Genomic DNA, 21,981 nt, shown 5'->3' on the forward strand with positions numbered 1-21,981 from the left:
AGCAAGACGCCTGCAAACGTTCCCGCAAACGCAACCGGCCGTTCCCGCAACGCCGCGGATATGCCCGGAAACGGCGAGGGCGCCTTGCGAACCGCTTGACACGGCCCGTAAGGCGCCCTGGACGATGCCGTCAGCGTCCGTCGTCACCCCAGCGCAGGTTCCACTGACGGTCCTGCTCCTTCCACAGGGTTTCCCGATCCTGGAAAATCTTCCACGCGTCGAGCGCGTCCTCGCGGCTGCGGTACGGCCCCATGCGCTGCTCGATCGGCGATTGGGGGCCGAGCTCCGGCTCCCCCGTGCGGATGTTGAAATACCACTGCTTGCCGTCGGTCATGATCGGCTTCCTTCCCTTCCTTGATGAGTGCGGCCGCGGCCGGAACGGGCATCCGGCCGCGACCGCCCTGTTCGATCGGGCTATTCGCGGAACGCGTTGGTGATGGGCAGGCGACGGTCGCGTCCGAACGCCAGCGCCGTGACCTTCGGTCCGAGCGGATACTGGCGGCGCTTCCATTCGGCCCGGTCCACGAGCCTCATCACGGTGTCGACCGTCGCCTCGTCGAAGCCGTCGGCGAGCAGGTCGGCGCGTCCGTGCGCGTGCTCGATGTACGCGGCGAGCACCTTGTCCAGCAGCGCGTATTCGGGCAGCGAATCGGAATCCTTCTGTCCGGGGCGCAGTTCGGCGCTCGGCGCCTTCTCGATGGAGGAGACAGGGATCATCACGCCGTCCTTGAGCGGGACGCCGGGGTTGCCCTCCTCGTTGCCGACGACCTTCAGGCCGCCGATGCCGACGCCCGCGGCAGCCGCCTTGTTGCGCCAGCGGGCGAGCTCCCACACGCGGGTCTTGAGCAGGTCCTTGATGGGCGCGTAGCCGCCCACCGCGTCGCCGTAGATCGTGGAGTAGCCGCAGGCGAGCTCGGACTTGTTGCCGGTGGCCACGGCGAGCAGCCCCTTGGAGTTGGAGTAGGCCATGACGATGACGCCGCGGATGCGCGCCTGCAGGTTCTCGGCGGCCACGCCGTCGAGGTGCAGCTGCCGCTGGTAGGCGTCGAACAGCGGTTCGATGGGCTGGACGTCGTAGTGGGCGCCGATGTTCGCCGCGAGGTCCGCGGCGTCGTCCTTGGAACCGTCGGAGGAGTACATGGACGGCATGGAGATGCCGTGCACGTTGCCGCCGCCGACGGCGTCCGCCGCCATCGCCGCCACGAGCGCGGAGTCGATGCCGCCGGACAGGCCGAGCGTGACGCCGGTGAACCGGTTCTTCGCCATGTAGTCCTTGAGGCCGAGCACGCAGGCGGTGTACACCTCCTCGTCCGGGTCCGGCGCCGGGGCGATGGTGGTCTTCGCCTGGTGGATGTGCTCGCTGTCCAGCGTCCAGTAGGACAGGTCCTCCATGAACATGGGGCTGCGTTCGAGCAGTTCGCCCGTGGCGTCCACCACGAAGCTGCCGCCGTCGAAGACGAGGTCGTCCTGGCCGCCCACCTGGTTCACGTAGAGGAGCGGGGCGCCGACCTCGGCGGCGCGTCGACGTGCGAGTTCGGTGCGCACGTCGGTCTTGCCTTCCTCGTACGGGGAGCCGTTGATGGTGACGAGCGCGTCGATGTCGCGTCCGGCGAGTTCGGCCACGGGGCCGCCGTCCTGCCAGATGTCCTCGCAGATGGCCACGCCGAGGCGCACGCCGTCGACGTCGAGCACGACGGAGCGTTCGCCTGCCTTGAAGATGCGGAATTCGTCGAAGACGCCGTAGTTGGGCAGGAAGTGCTTGTCGTAGCCGGCCCAGACGACGCCCTCGTGCAGTACGACGAGGCGGTTGTACGGCTTGTCCGTGGCATGGTCCGTGCCGACGGTACCGACGACCACGTACAGTCCGCCGAGACCGTCGTGTTTGAGGGCGGACGCCAGTTCGTTCGCCTTGTCCCATGCGGCCTGACGGAAGGTGCGGCGCAGCGCGAGATCCTCGATCGGGTATCCGGTGAGGGTCATTTCGGGGAAGACGACGACCTGCGCGTCGCCGCGGGCCGCCTTGCGGGAGTAGTCGAGCACCTTGTCCGCGTTGGCGTCGAGCGCGCCGACGCACGTGTCGATCTGTGCGAGTGCGAAACGAATCTGTGTCATGGTCCTCCAGTGTAGTGCGCCCGGCGTCTGGCGCGGTTCAGCGCAGTTCGTCCAGGACGCGCAGGGCGGCGTTCACGTAGAACTCCACGAACGTGGGGATGGACGCGTCCAATCCCACGAAACGCGGGCTGTGCCAGTCGGCGCATCCCTCCTTGCCGTTCGAGCCGACGAACGCGAACACGGAGCGCGTCACGTCGGCGAACTCGCAGAAGTCCTCCCCCGCCATCGAGGGACGGATCGGCTCGAGCCGCGCGTAGTCGCGCACGTCCTCGGCGACGGCGCGCGCCAGCGGCGCGTCGGAGACGACGGGGTCCTGGAAGTCGTCCCACTCCACGTCGGCCGTGATGCCGAACGCCTCGGCCGTATGGGAGACGATCGCCCTGAACCGGCGTTCGGCGAGCAGGCTGTCCTCCTTGTGGAAGTAGCGCACGGTGCCCTGGAAGCCGGATTCCGCAGGCACGACGTTCCACACGCGGCCGCCGTGCACCTCGGTGACGGACAGAACGAGCGGATGGAGCGCGTTGACGTTCCGGCTGACGATGGTCTGCAGCTCGAGCACCATGGCGGCCATCGCCTCGATGGGCCCGGTGCCCTTGTGCGGATATCCGGCGTGCGTGCCGTCCGCGTGGAGCGTGACCTGGAAGCGCACGCAACCGGCCATCATCGGCTCGACGCCCACCGCGATCTCGCCGGGCGCATAGTTGGGGTTGTTGTGCGTGCCGATGATGGCGTCCACGTCGTCGAGCAGCCCCGCCTCGATCATCGCGCGGGCGCCCTGGCCGGTCTCCTCGCTCGGTTGGAAGAGGATCTTGACGGATCCGGCGAACCGGTCGCGATGGTCGGCCAGCCAGAACGCGGCGCCGAGCAGACCGGTCATGTGCAGGTCGTGGCCGCATCCGTGCATGACGCCCTGGTTGACGGATGCGAACGGCAGCCCCGTGTCCTCCACGATGGGCAGGCCGTCGATGTCGGCGCGCAGCGCGACGCGCGGGCCCTGCCCGCCCTCGCCGCGGATGAGGCCGACGACGCCGGTCTCCAACGGGTTCTCGAGGATCTCCACGCCGTGGGCGCGCAGCTGGTCGGCCAGATAGATGCTGGTGTCGGTCTCCTTGAAGCTGCGTTCGGGGTGGGCGTGCAGGTAGTGGCGGATGTCGATGAGGCTGGAATCGGTTTCGATGTGTTCGCTCATGCCTCCTACAGTACGCCGCGCATCGGGGATGCGCCGGCCCGGTCCGCCGACCTGTAGACTGGGAGGCGGCAGACATATGGACGATGGAAAACGGAGGTGCGTCGTGGCTGTCGCAGGTTCGGATATCAAAGGCGTGTTCTTCGACATCGACGGCACGTTGACGAGCTTCGTCACGCATGTCGTCCCCGATTCGACGATCGACGCGCTGCGCCGGCTGCAGGCCAAGGGCGTCAAGGTGTTCATCTGCTCGGGACGTGCGCCGAGCCACATGACCGTCGTGCTCGACACGATCCCGATCACGTTCGACGGCATCGTGGGCCTCAACGGCCAGTATTGCTGCGACGACCACGGCTTCCTCGAGAAGCAGCCTCTCGACATGGACGACATCCGCACCATCACCGCATGGCTGGACGCGCACCCGGACGTGGTGGCGAACTACTGCGAATCGGACTACGTATACTTCAACCGGATCAACGACGCATTGCGCGAGACGTGGCGCCAACTCGGCAAGACCGCGCCGAAGGTGAACCTGGACGACCCGCACACGCGCCCGCTCGAACACGAGACCTTCCAGATCAGCCCGTACGTGGACGAGGCGACGCAGGCGGAGATCGTCTCCCTGTGCCGCAACATCCAGGGCGTGCGGTGGCATCCGAACTTCGTCGACCTCATCCCGGCGGACGGCGGCAAGCCGCGCGGCATCGAACGGTTCATGCGCCATTACGGCTGGACGCGCGAACAAGTCATGGCGTTCGGCGACGGCGGCAACGACACGACGATGCTCGCGTTCGCCGGCATCGGCGTGGCGATGGGCAACGCCTCCGAGGAGCCGAAGCGCGCGGCCGACTACGTCACCGACGACGTCGACCATGACGGCGTGCTGCACGCGCTCGAGCATTTCGGCGTGCTGTGACGGACGCGGGCGGACGCACGGCGGATACGCCGTGACGGACGGACATCGGATGCGTACGCATCGGACGTGCACGCATCGGAACGCGTGCGGAAACGTGTGAGGCGGCCCTCCCCCATCGGGAAGGGCCGCCTCACGCATAGCACGCCGCCGAAGCCGTCGGCGTGCGGAATCGGGTCACTTGACCACTTCGACGGACAGGATGCCGGCCGGCTCGGTAGGACGGTCCATACGGTCGGTGGGCAGCGCCTCGAGCTTGTCGACCACGGCCTTGGAGGCGTCGTCGGCGACCTCGCCGAAGATGGTGTGGTGGCCGTCGAGCCACGGGGTGGGCACGGTGGTGATGAAGAACTGGGAGCCGTTGGTGCCGTGGACCTTGCCGTCCATGCCGCGACGCAGACCGGCGTTCGCCATGGCGAGCAGGTACGGGTGGTCGAACTTCAGGGACGGGTCGATCTCGTCGTCGAAATCGTAGCCGGGGCCGCCGGTGCCGGTGCCGAGCGGGCAGCCGCCCTGAATCATGAAGTCCTTGATGATGCGGTGGAAGGTGAGACCGTCGTAGAACGGCTCGTGGGAGGGCTGGCCGGTCATCGGGTCGGTCCACTCCTTCTCGCCGGTGGCGAGGCCGAGGAAGTTCTTGACCGTCTCCGGGGCCTTGTCGTCGAACAGGTTGATGGTGATGTCACCTTCGGAGGTGTGCATGATGATAGTGCTCATAGGTCATGAGTGTGTCATAGCCGCAAGACGGCGATGGCCCCGGCGTCGGCGCATCGACGCATGCCAGGCGCGGGCGTTTCGCCGTTGCGCGGCGACACGGATGTTGCGGAATAACACGGATGGCTCGACAAGGTGCGACGGCCACGGCGTGGTATTCTGGCAGTTGAGCTGCAGCATCTGACCACGCTGCACGCTCATAAGAGACGTAGTTCATGGTACTGTCTCCTTGGTATTGAGCGGCCGCAAGTCCTACGACTTGCGGCCGTTCGTGTTACCCACCGTGGCTCGTGGTTACGAGCAAGGTTACGGCGGATGAGATTGGAGATCCATCAGTCGGGGTTGCGTAAGGAAACGGGGCCTCATCCGGGCTGTGCCATCAGCGCGTTGGCGGGTTATTCCACGTGCACCGCCTGCACACCACCTGCGCACCGCCACGTACCGGGCGTATACCAGTCGCGCACCGGTCGCGCCACCCATCATGTTGCGCCCGTTTCTACAGAATCGGACGCAACACACGCCCAACCCCCGAGCGAAACATCCGTTCCTACAGAATCGGACGCACGGACGCCCGATCAGCACCACGAAACGTCCGTTCCTATAGAATCGGGCACAACACAGACCCAATCCGCAGGCAAAACAACCGTTCCTACAGAATCGGACGCACGGACGCCCGACCAGCACCACGAAACGTCCGTTCCTACAGAATCGGACGCAACACGGGATGCAGTTCAAAAGCCTGGGACCCGGAACGCGGAAACACCCATTTCAATCACTCCGGACCAACCGGGCATGGGCCGGAACGCGGAAACACATCTTCACAGCGTTCCGGAGTCACGAATCGAGGACCCGGAACGCGAAACCGCCCCTCATGCTCGTTCCGGACCAACCGTCCCTGGTCCGGAACGCAACCGAGGCCCTCGTTCTCACTCCGGGACCACAAATCAAGAACCCGGAACGCGGAATCACCCGCACACGTCGTTCCGGCCCAACCAAGCACGGGCCGGAACTCAACGACAGCCCCCATCCTCGTTCCGGTGCCACTCATCGCGTCCCGATCCCGTTCGCCGCACGGCAGACACACATCAGCCGCACATCGGACACACCGCCGGAACCGGCGAGGCGAAGCCGCAAGACGGCGATGGCCCGCGTCCCCTCCCGCACGACGTGCGGGAGGGGACGCGGGCCATCGAACCGGATATCCGTAAACGGGGCACGGACCGGACAGCATCCGCCTATCGGCCCGTCCCGGAATAGGCCGTCCCGGTCAGCGCGCGTGATGGTCGATGCGTCGCGCGAACCAGTCGCCGAACGATTGGATGATCTGCACGAGGATGACGCTCAGCACCACGGCGGCGATCATCACGTCGTACTCGTAGCGCTGGTAGCCGTAGCGGATGGCGATGTCGCCCAGGCCGCCGGCGCCGACGGTGCCGGCCATCGCGGAGTATCCGAACAGGTTGATGAACGTGATGGCCGCGCCGCGCACCAGGGACGGCAGGCTTTCGACGAGCAGCACCTTGGTGACGATCTGCCAGCCGGTCGCGCCGAAGCTCTGCGCCGCCTCGATGAGGCCGCCGTCCACTTCGGCGAGGGACTGCTCTACCATGCGGGCGACGAACGGTGCCGCGGAGATGACGAGCGGCACCATGGCGCCTTCCACGCCGAGCGACGTGCCGACGATGAGGCGGGTGAACGGGATGATCGCGACGAGCAGGATGATGAACGGGATGGAACGTCCGATGTTCACGATCCAGCCGAGCACGGTGTTGACGGCCTTCTGCGGGTGGATGGAGCCTTCGCCGGTGATGGTCAGCAGCACGCCCAGCGGCACGCCGATCACGTAGGCGAGCAGCGTGGATACGCCCGTCATGACGAGCGTGTCACGCGTGCCTTCGAGCAGCAGCTCGCCGTAGTCGGCGATGAATTGGCTGATGGTCGATCCCATGGTCAGCGCACCTCCCCGTTCTCGTCTTCCTCACGTCCGTTCTGTTCCTCCGCGCTGGCGATGAGCGTCTTGAGGATGTCGCTCTTCGGGTTGGCGAACAGCTCCGCGGTCTCGCCCATCTCGACGATGTCGCCGCCGTCGATCATCGCGACGCGGTCGCAGATGTTGCGCGCCACGGAGAGGGAGTGCGTGATGATGACGAGCGTCACGCCGAGTTCGCGGTTGATGCGTCGCAGCAGGTCAAGGATCTGCACGGTGGTGGTGGAGTCGAGGGCGCTGGTGGCCTCGTCGCACAGCATGATCTTCGGCTCGTTGGCGAGGGCGCGCGCGATGGCGACGCGCTGCTGCTGGCCGCCGGAGAGCTGGCTCGGATAGCGGTCCCCGTACTCCTCGAGGCCGACGAGCTTGAGGAGGCGTTCGGCGCGCGCGACGCGCTGCGCCTTCGGCTTGTGCGCGAGCTCCAGCGGGAACGTGATGTTGCGCAGCACGGTGCGCTGCTGGAACAGGTTGAAGTTCTGGAAGATCATGCCGATCTTCGCGCGCAGGGCCTTGAGCTCCTTGCCGGTGGCGTTGGTGATGTCGACGCCGTCGATGAGGATGCGGCCGCCGGTGGGGCGCTCCAGCAGGTTGATGGTGCGCACCAGCGTGGATTTGCCGGCGCCGGAGGAGCCGAGGATACCGAACACCTCGCCGTCGTGGATGGTGAAGTCGACGTCGTGCAGCACCTCGTGGGCGTCCGCACCAACGCCGTAGCTTTTCTTCATATGCTCGAATTGGATCATCGAGTGTTCCTTACCGTATGGTTGTCATGGAATCGGGCCGCATGCCGGAAACGGCAATGCCGCACGTCGGGCGTGCGCCCGTGCCGTGCGGCATTGTATCGGATGGCATGTCTCGTCCGTGGGCTTTCCGGATCAGAAGACCGGGACGACGGCGCCCTTGTAGGTGTCGTTGATGTAGTCGCGCACCTCGCTGGAGTTGAGGGCCTTCTTGAGCTCCTTGGTCTTGGCGGTGTTCTCGTTGCCTTCCTTGACGACCAGGATGTTCGCGTAGGTCTTGGCGGCGAGGCCGTCGGCCTTCTCGATCTGCAGGGCGTCCTTGGTCACGTCGAAGCCGGCCTGGATGGCGTAGTTGCCGTTGAGGGCGGCGATGTCCACGTCCTTGATGACGGTCGGGACGACGGCTGCCTCGAGCTCCTTGAACTGCAGGTTCTTCGGGTTGGAGGTGATGTCCTTCGGCGTGGAGTTGATGTCCTCCGGGTTCTTGAGCTTGATCAGGCCGGCGTCCTGCAGGAGCAGGAGGGCGCGGGCCTCGTTGGTGGCGTCGTTCGGGACGGCCACGACGGCACCGTCCTGGAGGGCGTCGAGGGACTTGGTCTTGCCCGGGTACAGGCCGAACGGCTCGAAGTGGACGGTCTCGACGGACACCAGGTGGGTGCCCTTCTCCTTGTTGAAGTTGTCGAGGTAGGGCTTGTGCTGGAAGTAGTTGGCGTCGACCTCGCCATCCTCGGTGGCGGTGTTCGGCTGCACGTAGTCGGTGAACTCCTTGACCTCGAGCTTGTAGCCGTCCTTCTCGAGCAGCGGCTTGACGGCCTTGTTGAGGATCTCGGCGTGCGGGGTGGGGCTGGCGGCCACGGTGATGGTCTTGTCGTTCTCCTGGCTGGCGGCGCCGGAGGTGTTGCCGCATCCGGCGAGGCCGAAAGCGGCGAGGGTGACGGCGGCCAGCGCGGCCGCGGCGGTCTTGGTGAAGCGCATGATGTGTTCCTCTCTCATTCGTTCCGTGGTGGACGGCATGTGCCGTCCCCCGACGAAACGCCACTATAGCGGCATGGGAAGGGGAACCGCGCGGTGTGGTAATCGACGTTGCTTATAGGGCGTGCAAACCACCCGACGGCTCGAGACCGGCTCGAGACCGGCTCGAGACCGACGCAAGACCGGCGCAAGACCGACGCAAGACCGGCGCAGGACCGGCGCAAGACCAGCGCAAGACCGGCGCAGGACTCGGCGGAACCTACTTCATCCTGCGCAGACGCGGCTCGGCGGAGTCCTTTGCGCCGGTGATGCGGTACACGTCGAACACGCCGTCGATCTTGCGCACGGCGGCGAGCAGCGTGTTGAGGTGCTGCGGATCGGCCATCTCGAAGCTGAACTGGCTGGTGGCCACACGGTCGGAGCCGGTGGAGATGGATCCGGAGATGATGTTCACGCCGTGGTCGGAGAGCACGCGGGTCACGTCGGACAGCAGGTTGCGGCGGTCGAGCGCCTCCACCTGGATCTTGACCATGAACACGCCCTTGGTGCTGGTCCATTCCACCTCGACCACGCGTTCCGGCTGGCGGCGCTGCAGCTCGATCATGTTCTGGCAGTCGGTGCGGTGCACGGAGACGCCCTGGTTGCGGGTGATGAAGCCGATAATCTTGTCGCCGGGCACGGGCATGCAGCAGCGGGCGAGCTTGATCCACACGTCGCCCACGCCCTTGACGGACACGCCGGTGGAGCTGTGCGCCTTCTGCCGGCTTTCGACGGGCTTGAGCGGCAGGACCTCCTGTTCGATCTCCTCGTCCACTTCGTCGGCGCCCGCGTCCTTGACGAGATGCGAGATGACGTTCTGGGTGGAGATCTGTCCGTCGCCGATGGCGGCGAACAGGCTGTCCGCGTTGGGGAAGTTGAGTTCGTCGGCCACGCCGATGAGCGCTTCGGGGGTGAGCAGCGTGTTGATGGGCAGGCTGCGCTTGCGCATGGCGCGGGTCAGTTCGTCACGGCCCTCCTCGATGGCCTCGGAGCGGCGTTCCTTGGAGAACCATTGGCGGATCTTGTTGCGTGCCTTGGGGCTTTTCGCGAAGCTCAGCCAGTCGCGCGAGGGGCCGGCGGTGTCGGATTTGGAGGTGAGGATCTCCACGGTGTCGCCGTTGTCGAGCTTGGTGTCGAGCGGCACGAGCCGTCCGTTGACGCGGGCGCCCATGGTGCGGTGTCCCACCTCGGTGTGCACCGCGTATGCGAAGTCGATGGGCGTGGCGGCCGCGGGCAGGGAGATGATCTTGCCCTTCGGGGTGAACACGTATACTTCGGCGGAGCCGAGGTCCTCCTTGAGGGAGCCGAGGAACTCGTTGGAGTCCGGGGTCTCGCTGGTCCAGTCGGCGAGCTGCTGGATCCATTTGAGGTTGTCGGCCTCGCTGAGCTCCTGGTTCTCGGAGCCTTCGCGCTTGCGGTCGGACTTGTCCGGCGAGCTCAGCGCACGTCCGGCCTGCCCGTTCTCCTTGTACTTCCAGTGCGCGGCGATGCCGAATTCGGCGCGGCGGTGCATGTCCCACGTGCGGATCTGGATCTCCACGGGCTTGCCGCCGGGACCCACCACGGTGGTGTGCAGGCTCTGGTACATGTTGAGCTTCGGCATGGCGATGTAGTCCTTGAACCGGCCGGGCACCGGGTTCCATCGCGCGTGCACGGCGCCGAGCGCCGCATAGCAGTCCTGGATGGAGTCGACGATGATGCGAACGCCCACCAGGTCGTAGATGTTGGCGAAATCGTGGCCGCGCACGATCATCTTCTGGTAGATGGAGAAGTAGTCCTTCGGGCGGCCGGTCACGTACGCCTTGATGTGCTGGGCGTCGAGGTCCTCGTTGATCTCGGCGAGGATCTGCTTGAGGTAGACCTCGCGCTGGCCGGCCCTGCGGGCCACGAGCACGACGATCTCGTTGTAGATCTTCGGGTAGATGACCTTGAAGCTCAGCTCCTCGAGCTCCGTCTTGATGGCGTTCATGCCGAGCCTGTTGGCGAGCGGCGCGTACACGTCGAGCGTCTCGTGCGCCTTCTTGACGGCGCTGGAGGTCTTCACGTACCGCCAGGTGCGGGCGTTGTGGACGCGGTCGGCGAGCTTGACGACGAGGACGCGCACGTCGCGACTCATGGCGACGACCATCTTGCGGATGGTCTCGGCCTGCGCGGAGTCGCCGTATTCCATCTTGGAGAGCTTGGTGACGCCGTCCACCAGGCCGGTGACGGTGTCGCCGAATTCGGCGCGGCATTCATCGAGCGTGTAGTCGGTGTCCTCCACGGTGTCGTGCAGGAGGCCGGCGGCGACGACCAGCGGCCCCATGCCGAGATCGGCGAGGATCTGCGCCACGGCGAGCGGGTGGATGATGTACGGTTCGCCGGATTTGCGGCGTTGCGCGGAATGCTGGATGACCGCACGCCGGTAGGCGCGTTCGAGGATGGTCAGGTCCTCGTCCGGGTGGTGGACTCGGCAGGCCTGCATGATGGGCAGCAGCGGGTTGATCGGATCCGTGCTGACCTCACACCCGAGCTTTCGTGCGGAATCGAACGTCATGTCACCGTCCGCCATATGCCACCTCCCTTGGTCCATGCGCCGCCATGCCGTATGCGGATGCGGGTCGGCGGCGCGTTCTACGCGTATCCTAGCGCGTGCTATGCCACTCCGGTGGAGCCGAATCCACGTTCGGCCCTGTCCGATCCGGGCAGCGCCGTGGCGGGGACGAACCGGGCCTCCACGTAGCGTTGGATGACCAGCTGCGCGATGCGGTCCCCCACTGCGAAGCGCGCGGTATGCTCCGGGTCGAGATTGATGAGCGGCACCTTGATCTCGCCGCGGTAGCCGGCGTCGATGGTGCCGGGCGCGTTGAGCACGGTGACACCCTGTTTGACGGCCAGGCCGCTGCGCGGGTGCACAAGCCCCACGTATCCGGCAGGCAAGGCGATGGCGACGCCGGTGGGCACGAGCGCGCGCTGGAACGGCTTGAGTTCGAACGCCTCGGCGGCCCTGAGGTCGGCGCCGGCGTCCCCGGCGTGGGCGTAGAACAGCTGCGCGAGCTCGGCGGGCTGGTCCGGGTCGATGGCCTTGACGAGGACCTCGGTGTTCTCGGGCTCGTTGTACGTGGGGTCGAAGGTCATCAGGCGGCGCACTCCTGGCACACGGGCTGGCCGTCGTCGGTCATGTAGGCGAGCTGGCTGCGGTGCTTGACGAGGAAGCATTCGGAGCAGATGAATTCGTCGCCCTGCATGGGGATGACCGTCACGGAGGAGTCCTCGTTGCTCAGGTCGGCGCCGGGCAGCTCGTAGTCCTCGGCGATGGCGTTCTCATCGTCGTCGATGTCGCTCGAGGAGTTCTGGGAGCCCTTGCCCAGGGCCTGCAGCGATTCCTCGTCCTCGTCCTTGTTGCGGGGGGAATCATAATCCTGGGCCATCGCGCGATCCTTTCTTCTGCGCCGTGGCCGTGGGCCGCGGCTGGAATGCTGGTTATACTCGCCCATAGGATACACGATTTCAAATACCCGTAAAGTTCGACACGTGGGGCATACTGGAATAAGTAGCAGGATTCACAGGAAAGTGGTGCACGCATGCCTGATATTTCGCCACGGGGCGCCCGTCTCGACCATGTCTCCAAGGCGGGCGACCTGGTGTTCGAGGCCGGTGGGGAGCGTTTCATCGTCACCGTGGACGAGACGTTGGAGCGCGCCATGCTGGAGGCGAAGCAGATCCGTCTCGAGCAGCTGAACGTCCGGCAGCCGAGCGCCGCGGACACGCTGCCCATCTCGAAGATCCAGCAGCTGATTCGCGCGGGCGCGGACCCGGCCAAGGTGGCGGAACGTTATGGTCTGGCGGAGGCGCTGGTGCGCCGGTTCTCCGCGTCCGTGCAGACGGAGAAGCAGTACGCCATCGAGCAGTTCAAGCGCGTGCCGGCGCCGAAGGGCAGCCGGGTGCGCACCGTGGAGGAGCTCATCGCCGCCACGTTGGACATGGCGGGCATCGACCGTTCCACGCTCACGTGGGCGGCCACGCGCCGCGGGCATGAGCCGTGGCACATCATCGCGCAGTTCCTGTCCGCGGGACGCAAGGTGCATGCGGAGTGGACATGGAACATGCATGACAACACGGTGGTGTGCCTCAACGCCGCGGCCCGCAAGCTGCTCGGCGAGCAGGAGCTGACCCCGAAGGCCGAGGCGTCGTCCGTCTCCCGCGGCGGGGCGTCCCGTGCGGCGGATGCGCCCGCGGCCGCGCCGGCCACGTTCCCCGTCGACCTGGCGGCCGCCCGGACCGTTCCCGGTCCGGTGCCCGAGCCGTCGCTGCCGCCGATGCGGCCGGACGCCGCGGATGCCGCGCCGCTCTCCCCCGCGGTGACCGGCGACATTCCGCTGGCCCGGCCCGTCGTGTCGTTGCCTTCCCCGCAGAGCGCCCCCGCCGCGCCCGCCGCTTCCGTCACGTCCGAAGGGGATGCGGCGCCCGTTCCGGCCGATGCCGGCGCGGCCCCAGCCGCCGAGACCCCGTCCGAGGGCGACGACCGTCCGCGCAAGGCGCCGAAGCGTCGTTCCGGCCGTTCGGCCGTGCCCAGTTGGGATGAGATCCTGTTCGGCGAGTGAGTTCGGCGAGCGGGTTCGATAGGTACGGTCCGTCACGTCACGTGACGCCGTCCGCCGACATGGTGTCCGCCGTCGTCACGCCATGTCGATGAGGCAGGGGATGTCCATTTCCAGCATGGTCTGGGAGCCGTGCACGCTGGGCAGGCGTGTGGCCTTGTCCGATTGGGTGCGCGAGTCGACGAGGGTGACGTCGTGCATGGCCTGCACGATGACGTCGCCGAGCATCGGTTCGACGCGTCCGTCCACCGGTCCGAACAGTCCGTCGGCGATGGCCTCGTCCTTCGTGCGCACCAGTGCGAGCCCGTCCAGCCGGTTCCTCCAGCGTGCGGCGATGTCCGCGGGGTCCGCGCCCCGTTCGGCGTAGAGCATCAGGGCGCGCGGCTCTCCCCCGACCAGTCTCACGTCCTGCGTGAGCTCCGGCTCGCCGGCGATGTCGATGCGTGATTCCGGCGCCGCCGTGACCATGCCGTGGTCGGCGACGATGACGATGAGCGTGCCTTTTGGCGCCTCCCTGCGCAGTTGCGCCAGCCGCGAGTCGATGCGTTCGAACACGCCGATCCAACGGTCGGAGTCCCAGCCGTAGGCGTGTCCGGTCTTGTCCGCGTCTCGGATGTAGAGGTAGGCGAGGCCGCCGTCCTTCCGCACGGCCTGCGCGGCGGCCTGGACGCGTTCGCCCGGCAGCACGTTGGACACGTAGCGGCCGCCCCTCAGCGCCGCCTCGGTGAGCGGGGAGCCGTCGAACTTCGCGAGTCCGGAGCTGACGACCGGCACGTCCTGCTCCACGAGACGCTCGAACACGGTGGGTTCGCGCTGCAGGTCGTGCGGGTCCACGATGGTGACGACCCTGCCGGCCGGGTCCTTTGGCACGAGCGGGTCCTTGAACTGGATGAGCTGCACGAGACGCGAGCCGTCGGGCGCGAGCTGCGTGTAGCCGGCCATGCCGGTCAACCCCGGGCAGGTGCCGGTGCCGAATGCGGCCATCGCGGCCACGGTGGTGCTGGGCGCGCAGGTGGAGATGGGCCGGGCGTTGGCGGAATCGCGCAGCAGGGACCGCAGGTAGGGCGCGTGTCCCACGCGCATGGCGAGGTTCCAGAAACCGAGGCCATCGACGAGCACGACGATGGCGGCGCGGGCTTCGGGCAGTCCCAGAGCGCGGCGCAGCGCCTCCGGATCGTGGTGGACGCGCGTGGCCACCGGATGGCCTATGGCGGCGGAGACGGCAGGAAGCACGGCGGACAGGTGCAGCGCGCCGCCACGCGGGGCGGGCGTCCCCTCCCCCGGCGTCCAGTCGCCGTATCGCGCGGTCGGGACCAACCGCAGGAGCTCCCTCATGTCCGGTACTTCCACACTCATGCCTTCCCATAGTAGTAGGAGGACGCCGGCGGGAGGCCACGGGCGGAGGCCGGACGCCCCGGTTGCGGCCGCCTGCTAGGATGATGCGGGTTTCAAGAGCGTCCAGGGAGTCCGTCACATGGCATCACATCGCAAGTCCGCCGTCGCCGCGTACGATCCTCGCACGGTGAAGGAGCATATCGTCGAAACGCCGTTGAACGAGGAGATGAGCAAATCGTTCCTCGAATACGCGTATTCGGTGATCTACGCGCGCGCCCTGCCGGATGCGCGCGACGGTCTGAAGCCGGTGCAGCGCCGCATCATCTATCAGATGGGCCAGATGAACCTCACGCCGGACCGCCCGTACATGAAGTCGGCGCGCGTGGTGGGCGAGGTGATGGGCAAGCTGCACCCGCACGGCGATTCCGCGATCTACGAGGCGATGGTGCGTCTCGCGCAGCCGTTCGCGATGCGCCTGCCGCTGGTGGACGGCCACGGCAACTTCGGCTCATTGGACGACGGCCCGGCCGCCTCGCGTTACACGGAGGCGAGGCTCGGCCCGGCGGCCCTCGCGATGAACGCGGACATCGACGAGGACACGGTCGATTTCACGCCGAACTACGACAACAAGCTCAAGGAGCCGACGGTGCTGCCCTCGGCCATCCCGAACCTGCTGGTCAACGGCGGCTCCGGCATCGCCGTGGGCATGGCCACGAACATGGCCACGCACAATCTGGGCGAGGTGGTCGCCGCGGCGAAGCATCTCATGGCGCATCCGGACGCCACGCTCGAAGAGCTCATGCGCTACGTGCCGGGCCCGGACTGGCCGGGCGGCGGCATCATCATCGGACGCGAAGGCATCCGCGAGGCGTACGAGACGGGACGCGGCACGCTCACCACGCGTTCGAAGACGCACATCGAGAACGTGACGGCGCGCAAGAAGGCGATCGTCGTGACGGAGCTGCCGTTCATGGTGGGTCCGGAACGCGTGCTGGAACGCATCTCCGAAGGCGTGAAGAACCGCAAGTTGGACGGCATCACCGGCGCCATCGACCTGACGGACCGTCACAACGGCACGCGCATCGTCATCGAGATCAAGACGGGCTACGAGCCGAACGCGGTGCTCGCACAACTGTTCAAGCACACGCCGCTGCAGGACAACTTCACCATCAACAACGTGGCGTTGGTGGATGGACGCCCGCACACCATGGGGTTGAAGGAGCTGCTTGAGGTGTGGGTGGAGCATCGCCGCGTGGTGGTGCGTCGCCGCAGCGAGTTCCGCCGCACGAAGGCGTTGGAGCGTCTGCACCTGGTGGAGGGCCTGCTGCTCGCCATGGTGGACATCGACGAAGTCATCCAGGTGATCCGCACGTCGGACGACGCGGATACGGCGAAGAGCCGGCTCATGGCCGTGTTCGACCTGGACGAGGTGCAGGCGCAGTACATCTTGGACCTGCGTCTGCGCAGGCTCACGCGCATGAGCCGCATCGAACTGGAGGCGGAGCGCGACGACCTGAAGAAGCGCATCGAGGAGCTGGAACGCATCCTCGCCTCCGCGGACGAACTGGACCGCGTGGTCGTGCGGGAGATGGACGAGACGGTGGAAAAGTACGGCACGCCGCGACGCACCGTGCTGCTGGACGAGGGGCCGGACGGCGCGCTCACTCCGGTGAGCGCGAAGGGCGACGATTCCGCGAGCTCGCGTGAGGCGTTGGAGGCCGCGCGCGCGGCCGCGACCGTCTCCAATGCGGCGGCGGACGTGGCGGCGGCCACCGCAGCCGCGAAGAAGGCCGGCGAGGACGCGACGGCCGCGGCCGTCCTGCAGATCGACGACGAACCGTGCACGGTGATGATGAGCGCGACGGGTCTCATCGCACGCACGTCGCCGTCCGCGATGGACGTGTTCGAATCGCGTTCCGTCTCCGACGCGCGTTCCGTGGACGACCAAATCACGTCGATCTTCCGCACGTCGGCGCGCGCCACGTTCGCGCTGGTCACGTCCGCGGGCCGTCTGGTGCTCGCCCATGTGGCCGACCTGCCGGCATTGCCGGCCTCCACCATGTTGAGCACGGCGGGCGGCGTGCAGGCGGACGAGCTGATCGGCATGACGGAGAGCACGGATCCGATTCCGGGCGAGCATGTGGTCGCCGCCGTCGCAATGGACGCCTCGGACGGCAAGGACGGCAAGGACACAGCCACGGGCGACGGCAAGGACGGCGACGCCGCGCCGCTGCCGCCGCTGGCGATCGGCACGCGCAACGGCGTGGTGAAGCGGTGGAACCGTGAGGCGCCCACCACGATGGACTCGTGGTCCGTCATCGACCTGAAGGAGGGCGACGAGGTGCTCGCCGCGGCGGACGCCGCGGACGAGGACCGTCTGGTGTTCGTCTCGTCCGACGCCTCCCTGCTCACGTTCGAGGCGGGCAACGTGCGCCCGCAGGGCCGTACGGCCGGCGGCATGGCCGGCATCCGCCTGACGGAGGGCGCGCATGCGATGTGCTTCGCGGTGGTGCGCGCCGGCAAGGTGGCGTGGACGTACGAGGAGGGCGAGAACGGGCTCACGTCCGCGTCCGGCGCGGTGGTGCTCACCGTGGCGGGCGACGAGGACGCGCTGCCCGGTACGGAGAACGGTTCGGCGAAGGTGACGCCGTTGGAGATGTATCCGACGAAGGGCCGTGCGACAGGCGGCGTGCGTTCGCAGCGGTTCCTCAAGGGGCAGAACACGCTGATCCTCGCGTGGGTGGGCTCCTACCCGCTCAACGCGTCCACCGATTCGGGCGCGCCGGTGGAGCTGCCGAAGCCGGACATGCGCCGCGACGGCTCCGGCGTGGAGCTGGCCGCGCCGATCGCGTTCATCGGCTGACGGCTGACGTCCGTTCCGTCACGATATGATGGCCGTGGTCGCCTGACGGTGGCCGCGGCCATCGTCGTCGCGGCGCGTCACATCGCGTCGCGTCACATCGCGTCGCGTCACATCGCGGCGGCGTTGGCCGCGGTCTGTTCGTCGGCCTTCACGCAGTCGATGGCGATGACCAGGGCGATGACGAGCGTGGCGTACGTCTCGTCATATACGGCGATCTTGTACGAATCGCCCCATGTGAACCATTGCTCGCTGATGCGCGCGACGGGCGTGCCGGCGCGCGTCACCTGGAAGTCCATGTCCCACCAGTCGCCTTCGACCTCGAGGCCGGCGGCGTCGATGCGGTACCGGTCCTTGAAGAACGTGAACTCCTTGTCGATGGCGGCGACCTCGCGTCCGCCCATGATGACGCTGAAGTGCGGCAGGAAGCTGAACGTCTTCTTCGTGACGGACGCGACCTCCGGATACGATTCATCCGGCCCGGCGTGGAGACGGAACGTCTTGGGCAGTTCGAACACGCTGCCGCGCACGGTGTACCAGACGCGGCCCGCGCCGTCCGTGACGGTGAACCGCTCCCCTATGGAGAACACCTTCTGCTTGATGTACAGGTCCAGCACCATCGCCGCCGCCTTTCCACGTCTCCGGTGACACGATGTCCCGCGGTCACTCCAGTGTACGCCGCGAGGACTTTCGTCTCGGGATATGACGCACGTGGCCCGTCCGCCGTGTCGGATGGCGCGCGATGGTATGTTCGAATGAGGTCGGCAAAGTGCCGACCGGTGGGGTCGATTCTATCAATCACCGTGGGGAGAGCCGGGGCTGCTAACCCCGGCTCCTCACATATTCCGGGCGAATCCGCTTGCTTGCCGATGCCCGTGGTACACAACCGTGTGGAATGCTGCCGACGGTGTTGTGTACCACGAATCCGTGGTACGCGACACCATGACGCGAAGATGTGCGTTTGCATACCAGCGGCTTGTGGTACGCAGCCGCGCGAACGGTCCGCTTGTGCTTGCGTACCATTCGTGGATTCCGTGGAAAGCTTGGAATTCCAACGTTTCGAGAACACCCGGCACAGCAGGGCCTCATGGGGTGATTGGTACGTGACGGGAAAGGAACCGGGAAACGCATTGCGTACCCCGGATTACCGGTACATGACGGCCCGGCCGCCGCGATCACAGGTTACGTACCATTCTTGAGGTCGCCTCCGGCGAAGATGCACATTACAGAGTAGGTTCAGACCGGTTTTTGTAATATTACGGAGTATGTTTTCCCCTGTCTGATGCACATTATCAAATCGGCGCGCGGGTGGGGTGCAAACACGTGGCGACGGCTACACTCGGAGCGCATGGAAGAAAACGCTGATAAGGATCCGATGAAGGAACGCTACGAGCATGCGGACCAAGGCAAGGCCACCATGCTCGCCATGATCATCGTCGTGACGATCAGGAAACGGCTCGCCGATCAGGGCGTCGAGCTGACGACCGCCGACATGGACGATCTGCTCCACCGTGAGGACGTGGTCGACCGGAGTCTGTCGATCCTGCCCGCGCTGGATGCGATGGGCCGCGTTCCGGGAGGTGCCGGCGCGACCGCGATGACGCGGATGCTCGCCACGTCCGACCCGGCGGGCACGCCGTTCGAGCTGCATGACGAGCCGGCCGAATCGGACGCGAACACGCTCGCCGCGGGCATCGTGGCCCGTATGAAGGCCGCGGCGTTCCATTCGGATGAGGCGTTGGAACGCGAGATGATGCGGGTCGAACAGGAGCAGGACCCCACATACATGCGCGACGTGCTCTACGATGCAATCGGCACGATCCGCGTCGTCCTCGGCATCCAGAAAGGCATGGAGCAACAAGGACGCATGCAGGCGCCGAAACCCTCGGATGACGAAGAGGACTGAGCGCCGCCGAACCTGTTCTCCGGCTCGGCAAGGTAATATCGAAGACACGACGAGCAAAGACAGGCGTCCCACTTCCACATTGAATTCGGGCAATGAAACGTCTGTTTCGAAAACCGCTATTGGAGGCAAGGATGTCGGGAACATTCAAGTCCAATGATGTACAGGTGTCGGAGATTCTTCGACAGATCGCGGATGGCGAAGTGCAGCTGCCGGATTTCCAGCGTGGATGGGTCTGGGATGATTATCGCATCAGGTCGCTGATCGCAAGCATCATGAACGCCTACCCCGTAGGCGCGTTGATGTTCCTCGAATACGGAGGGGATACGGTCCGTTTCAAGTATCGGCCGTTCACCGGTTCCGACGCTGATTGCGCCCCCGAGCAGCTCGTGCTTGACGGGCAGCAACGGTTGACGTCCATCTTCAATGCCCTCTATTGCAAGGCTCCGGTACCTACACGCAATGAGAAGGGGCAGGCGATCGACCGGTACTACTATCTGGATATTCGCAAGAGTCTGGATGTTTCCGTCGACAAGGTCGACGCCATTGTGGCCGTTCCGGAGGATCGGAAGATCCGTTCGGATTTCGGCCGCACCATCGATCTGGACGTCAGCGAACCGGAAAAGGAATATGAGCATCTGCTGTTCCCTCTGAACATCGTGTTCGACAACATGGCATGGATCAACTGGATGAACGGATGCAGAAGCCATTACCAGTACGACCAGGGGCTGATGCAATTGCTGGACGAGTTCCAGGCGCAGGTTCTGATCGCCATCCAGCAATACAAGGTGCCGGTGATCCAGCTGGCGAAAGAGACCCCCAAGGAAGCCGTGTGCCAGGTCTTCGAGAACGTGAACACAGGCGGAGTGTCCCTGACGGTGTTCGAACTGGTCACGGCGTCCTTCGCCGCCGACGACTATGACCTGCGCGGCGATTGGGAAGGCCGGGGAAAGAACCTCGGAAGACGGGAAAGGATGCGCCGCATCGAACGATCGCTGCTCGGCGGCGTCACTGCAACCGATTTCCTTACCTCGCTCACCCTGTTGACCAGATACCGTGCATGGGTGAAGAAGGGCACCGCCGTCAGCTGCAAGAAGAAGGACGTGCTGAGCATCTCCTTGGATGATTACACCAGCAATGCGGACGAACTGGAACAGGCCTTCATCGCCGCCAGCCGGTTCCTCAACGAACAACGTGTGTTCACGATCCGCGACCTGCCTTATTCCAGCCAACTCATTCCATTGTCGGCCTTGTTCGCCCTGCTGGGGTCGCGAGCGCAGGATTCGACGGTGAAATCGAAGCTCACCCGCTGGTATTGGTGCGGCGTTTTGGGCGAGATGTACGGCGGTGCCAATGAGACGCGATATGCCGCCGACGTCACCGGGGTCATGGCATGGCTTGACGGCGGGAACGAGCCTGATACCGTCGCCCGCGCATACTTCCAGCCGACCCGGCTGCTCACCTTGCAGACCCGTCAGAGCGCCGCATACAAGGGCATCATGGCGCTCATACTCCGGCATGGCGCAGTTGATTTCATGACCGGTCAGGCGATGGACTTCGTGAATTTCACCGAGCAGTCGGTGGACATCCACCACATCTTCCCGGCTGCCTACTGTCAGAAGATGGGGTATGACCGTCGCCAGTGGAACTCCATCGTCAACAAGACACCCATCACCGCGCATACGAACCGCGTGGTGGGAGGCACGGCTCCCAGCTCCTATATGGGCAAGATCGAGCGGGACGGTCATGTGACCCGAGAGGATCTCGATCGTTTCCTGACCACGCATCTTGTGGACGTGAATGCGATGCGGCAGGACGACTTCCGCTCGTACTTCGTCGAACGTGCCAAGGCGTTGTTGGATCTCATCTCCGATGCTATGGACAAGACCGTGACGAATCGCGCCGGAGACGACGTGCTCGCCCTGTTCGGAGCATCACTGGAAGAGTGACGCGAGGAGACCGTGGCGTGTTTTCCGTGGGCATGATGCAGAGAGGACACATCATGCCCACGAGGAATACCTGTTGAACGTCTGGATACCGATGGCGACGAACCTTTGGCCACCTATGAGGCATGGTCGCCGCTGCAGAACGGATACAGACTGAGGGGACCGTCGCCGACTTATACCTCTATGCCTCCAGCTCTGGATCGTCGTTGGAACCCGTGATTTTCGCGTTGCCGCCGAGGGCGACCACGGCGACGCCGGCGAGCGCCACGAACGCCGCCGTCACAGTCGCCGCGAGCCTGATGTGGAACTGCTTGTTCTCGGAGTCCTTGTCCGCTGCCATCTTGGCCAGGTCGACGATCTGCTGCGTCAGTCTCAGGCGTTCCTCGTCGGTCAGGTCGTCCTTATCCAGCCGACCAGACAGCACATCGATGACCTTGTTGATGGTGTCCATCGCGGCCTTGTTCGATTGGTCGTTGCTGTCAAAGGCGCGGAAGATGATCTCCCGGTATTCCTTGGCCTCATCGACCAGCATTCCTGCAAGCGCGGGGAACTGCTTCAACGCCTCCATGGCGACGCGCGGGTCCACGCGGTCGAGCATGGAGACCAGGGTGATGGCCTTCTCCTTGGTCATGTGCCGGAAGTCGGGGATGCCGAGTTTCTTCAGCACCTGCTGTTCGTTCAGCTGCTTCGCCAT

At 65.7% G+C, this 21,981-nt stretch carries 18 protein-coding genes; 5 read left to right on the forward strand and 13 right to left on the reverse strand.

What is annotated here, in order from left to right; all coding sequences use genetic code 11:
* Window positions 1-130: 130 nt before the first annotated feature.
* From KIH78_RS01740 to KIH78_RS01750, 3 genes are all read right to left on the reverse strand, one after another.
* Entirely contained in the window at window positions 131-334 is a 204-nt protein-coding gene (locus KIH78_RS01740; RefSeq protein WP_214314812.1) for a hypothetical protein, read from the reverse strand.
* A gap of 80 nt (window positions 335-414) precedes the next feature.
* Entirely contained in the window at window positions 415-2,112 is a 1,698-nt protein-coding gene (locus KIH78_RS01745; protein ID WP_219130965.1) for an NAD+ synthase, read from the reverse strand.
* Window positions 2,113-2,149: 37 nt separating this feature from the next.
* Window positions 2,150-3,301: a M20 metallopeptidase family protein gene (locus KIH78_RS01750; RefSeq protein WP_214314807.1), complete on the reverse strand. Its 1,152-nt coding sequence runs from the start codon at window positions 3,299-3,301 to the stop codon at window positions 2,150-2,152.
* Window positions 3,302-3,404: 103 nt separating this feature from the next.
* On the opposite strand from KIH78_RS01750, the gene KIH78_RS01755 reads away from it, so the two are divergent.
* The gene (locus KIH78_RS01755; RefSeq protein ID WP_338024091.1) at window positions 3,405-4,214 is read left to right on the forward strand and encodes a Cof-type HAD-IIB family hydrolase; all 810 of its coding nucleotides are present in this window, start codon (window positions 3,405-3,407) and stop codon (window positions 4,212-4,214) included.
* 174 nt (window positions 4,215-4,388) lie between these two features.
* Here KIH78_RS01755 and KIH78_RS01760 read toward each other — a convergent pair whose 3' ends face one another.
* The 7 genes from KIH78_RS01760 to KIH78_RS01790 all read right to left on the reverse strand — a co-directional run bounded on the left by KIH78_RS01760 (window position 4,389) and on the right by KIH78_RS01790 (window position 12,073).
* The gene (locus tag KIH78_RS01760; protein ID WP_219130967.1) at window positions 4,389-4,928 is read right to left on the reverse strand and encodes a peptidylprolyl isomerase; all 540 of its coding nucleotides are present in this window, start codon (window positions 4,926-4,928) and stop codon (window positions 4,389-4,391) included.
* 1,264 nt (window positions 4,929-6,192) lie between these two features.
* Window positions 6,193-6,873 (reverse strand): methionine ABC transporter permease, encoded by a 681-nt coding sequence (locus KIH78_RS01765; protein ID WP_214314801.1) that lies wholly within the window; start codon window positions 6,871-6,873, stop codon window positions 6,193-6,195.
* 2 nt (window positions 6,874-6,875) lie between these two features.
* On the reverse strand, window positions 6,876-7,655 hold the full coding sequence (locus tag KIH78_RS01770; protein WP_219130968.1) for a methionine ABC transporter ATP-binding protein: 780 nt from the start codon (window positions 7,653-7,655) through the stop codon (window positions 6,876-6,878).
* A 132-nt stretch (window positions 7,656-7,787) separates the two neighbouring features.
* Complete coding sequence (locus KIH78_RS01775; RefSeq protein ID WP_214314981.1) at window positions 7,788-8,627, reverse strand: MetQ/NlpA family ABC transporter substrate-binding protein; 840 nt, start codon at window positions 8,625-8,627, stop codon at window positions 7,788-7,790.
* 256 nt (window positions 8,628-8,883) lie between these two features.
* The gene (locus tag KIH78_RS01780; RefSeq protein WP_214314797.1) at window positions 8,884-11,214 is read right to left on the reverse strand and encodes a RelA/SpoT family protein; all 2,331 of its coding nucleotides are present in this window, start codon (window positions 11,212-11,214) and stop codon (window positions 8,884-8,886) included.
* 83 nt (window positions 11,215-11,297) lie between these two features.
* Entirely contained in the window at window positions 11,298-11,780 is a 483-nt protein-coding gene (dut, locus tag KIH78_RS01785; RefSeq protein ID WP_214314795.1) for a dUTP diphosphatase, read from the reverse strand.
* A complete protein-coding gene (locus KIH78_RS01790) occupies window positions 11,780-12,073 on the reverse strand; it encodes a DUF4193 domain-containing protein (RefSeq protein ID WP_034530006.1) in 294 nt (97 codons plus the stop codon). Before KIH78_RS01790 ends, dut begins: the two co-directional genes overlap by 1 nt.
* A gap of 153 nt (window positions 12,074-12,226) precedes the next feature.
* Between KIH78_RS01790 and sepH the strand changes: the two genes are divergently transcribed.
* Window positions 12,227-13,246 (forward strand): septation protein SepH, encoded by a 1,020-nt coding sequence (gene sepH / locus KIH78_RS01795; protein WP_219130969.1) that lies wholly within the window; start codon window positions 12,227-12,229, stop codon window positions 13,244-13,246.
* Window positions 13,247-13,321: 75 nt separating this feature from the next.
* On the opposite strand, the gene KIH78_RS01800 is transcribed toward sepH, so the two are convergent.
* Window positions 13,322-14,599 carry an alkaline phosphatase family protein gene (locus tag KIH78_RS01800; protein WP_219130970.1) on the reverse strand — a complete coding sequence of 426 codons (1,278 nt, stop codon included), beginning with the start codon at window positions 14,597-14,599 and terminating at the stop codon, window positions 13,322-13,324.
* 118 nt (window positions 14,600-14,717) lie between these two features.
* Between KIH78_RS01800 and KIH78_RS01805 the strand changes: the two genes are divergently transcribed.
* A complete protein-coding gene (locus KIH78_RS01805; protein WP_219130971.1) occupies window positions 14,718-17,441 on the forward strand; it encodes a DNA gyrase/topoisomerase IV subunit A in 2,724 nt (907 codons plus the stop codon).
* A gap of 107 nt (window positions 17,442-17,548) precedes the next feature.
* On the opposite strand, the gene KIH78_RS01810 is transcribed toward KIH78_RS01805, so the two are convergent.
* Window positions 17,549-18,058, reverse strand: a complete 510-nt coding sequence (locus KIH78_RS01810; protein WP_219130972.1) for an LURP-one-related/scramblase family protein — start codon at window positions 18,056-18,058, stop codon at window positions 17,549-17,551.
* A 728-nt stretch (window positions 18,059-18,786) separates the two neighbouring features.
* Between KIH78_RS01810 and KIH78_RS01815 the strand changes: the two genes are divergently transcribed.
* Together KIH78_RS01815 and KIH78_RS01820 are read left to right on the forward strand one after the other, a co-directional pair.
* Window positions 18,787-19,344, forward strand: coding sequence for a class II glutamine amidotransferase domain-containing protein (locus tag KIH78_RS01815; RefSeq protein ID WP_219130973.1), 558 nt, complete (start codon window positions 18,787-18,789; stop codon window positions 19,342-19,344).
* A gap of 92 nt (window positions 19,345-19,436) precedes the next feature.
* Window positions 19,437-21,290: a DUF262 domain-containing protein gene (locus tag KIH78_RS01820; RefSeq protein ID WP_236034331.1), complete on the forward strand. Its 1,854-nt coding sequence runs from the start codon at window positions 19,437-19,439 to the stop codon at window positions 21,288-21,290.
* A 178-nt stretch (window positions 21,291-21,468) separates the two neighbouring features.
* On the opposite strand, the gene KIH78_RS01825 is transcribed toward KIH78_RS01820, so the two are convergent.
* On the reverse strand, window positions 21,469-21,981 hold the full coding sequence (locus KIH78_RS01825) for a hypothetical protein (RefSeq protein WP_219130974.1): 513 nt from the start codon (window positions 21,979-21,981) through the stop codon (window positions 21,469-21,471).

It is taken from the genome of Bifidobacterium saguinibicoloris, assembly GCF_019331725.1.
GTDB lineage: Bacteria > Actinomycetota > Actinomycetes > Actinomycetales > Bifidobacteriaceae > Bifidobacterium > Bifidobacterium saguinibicoloris.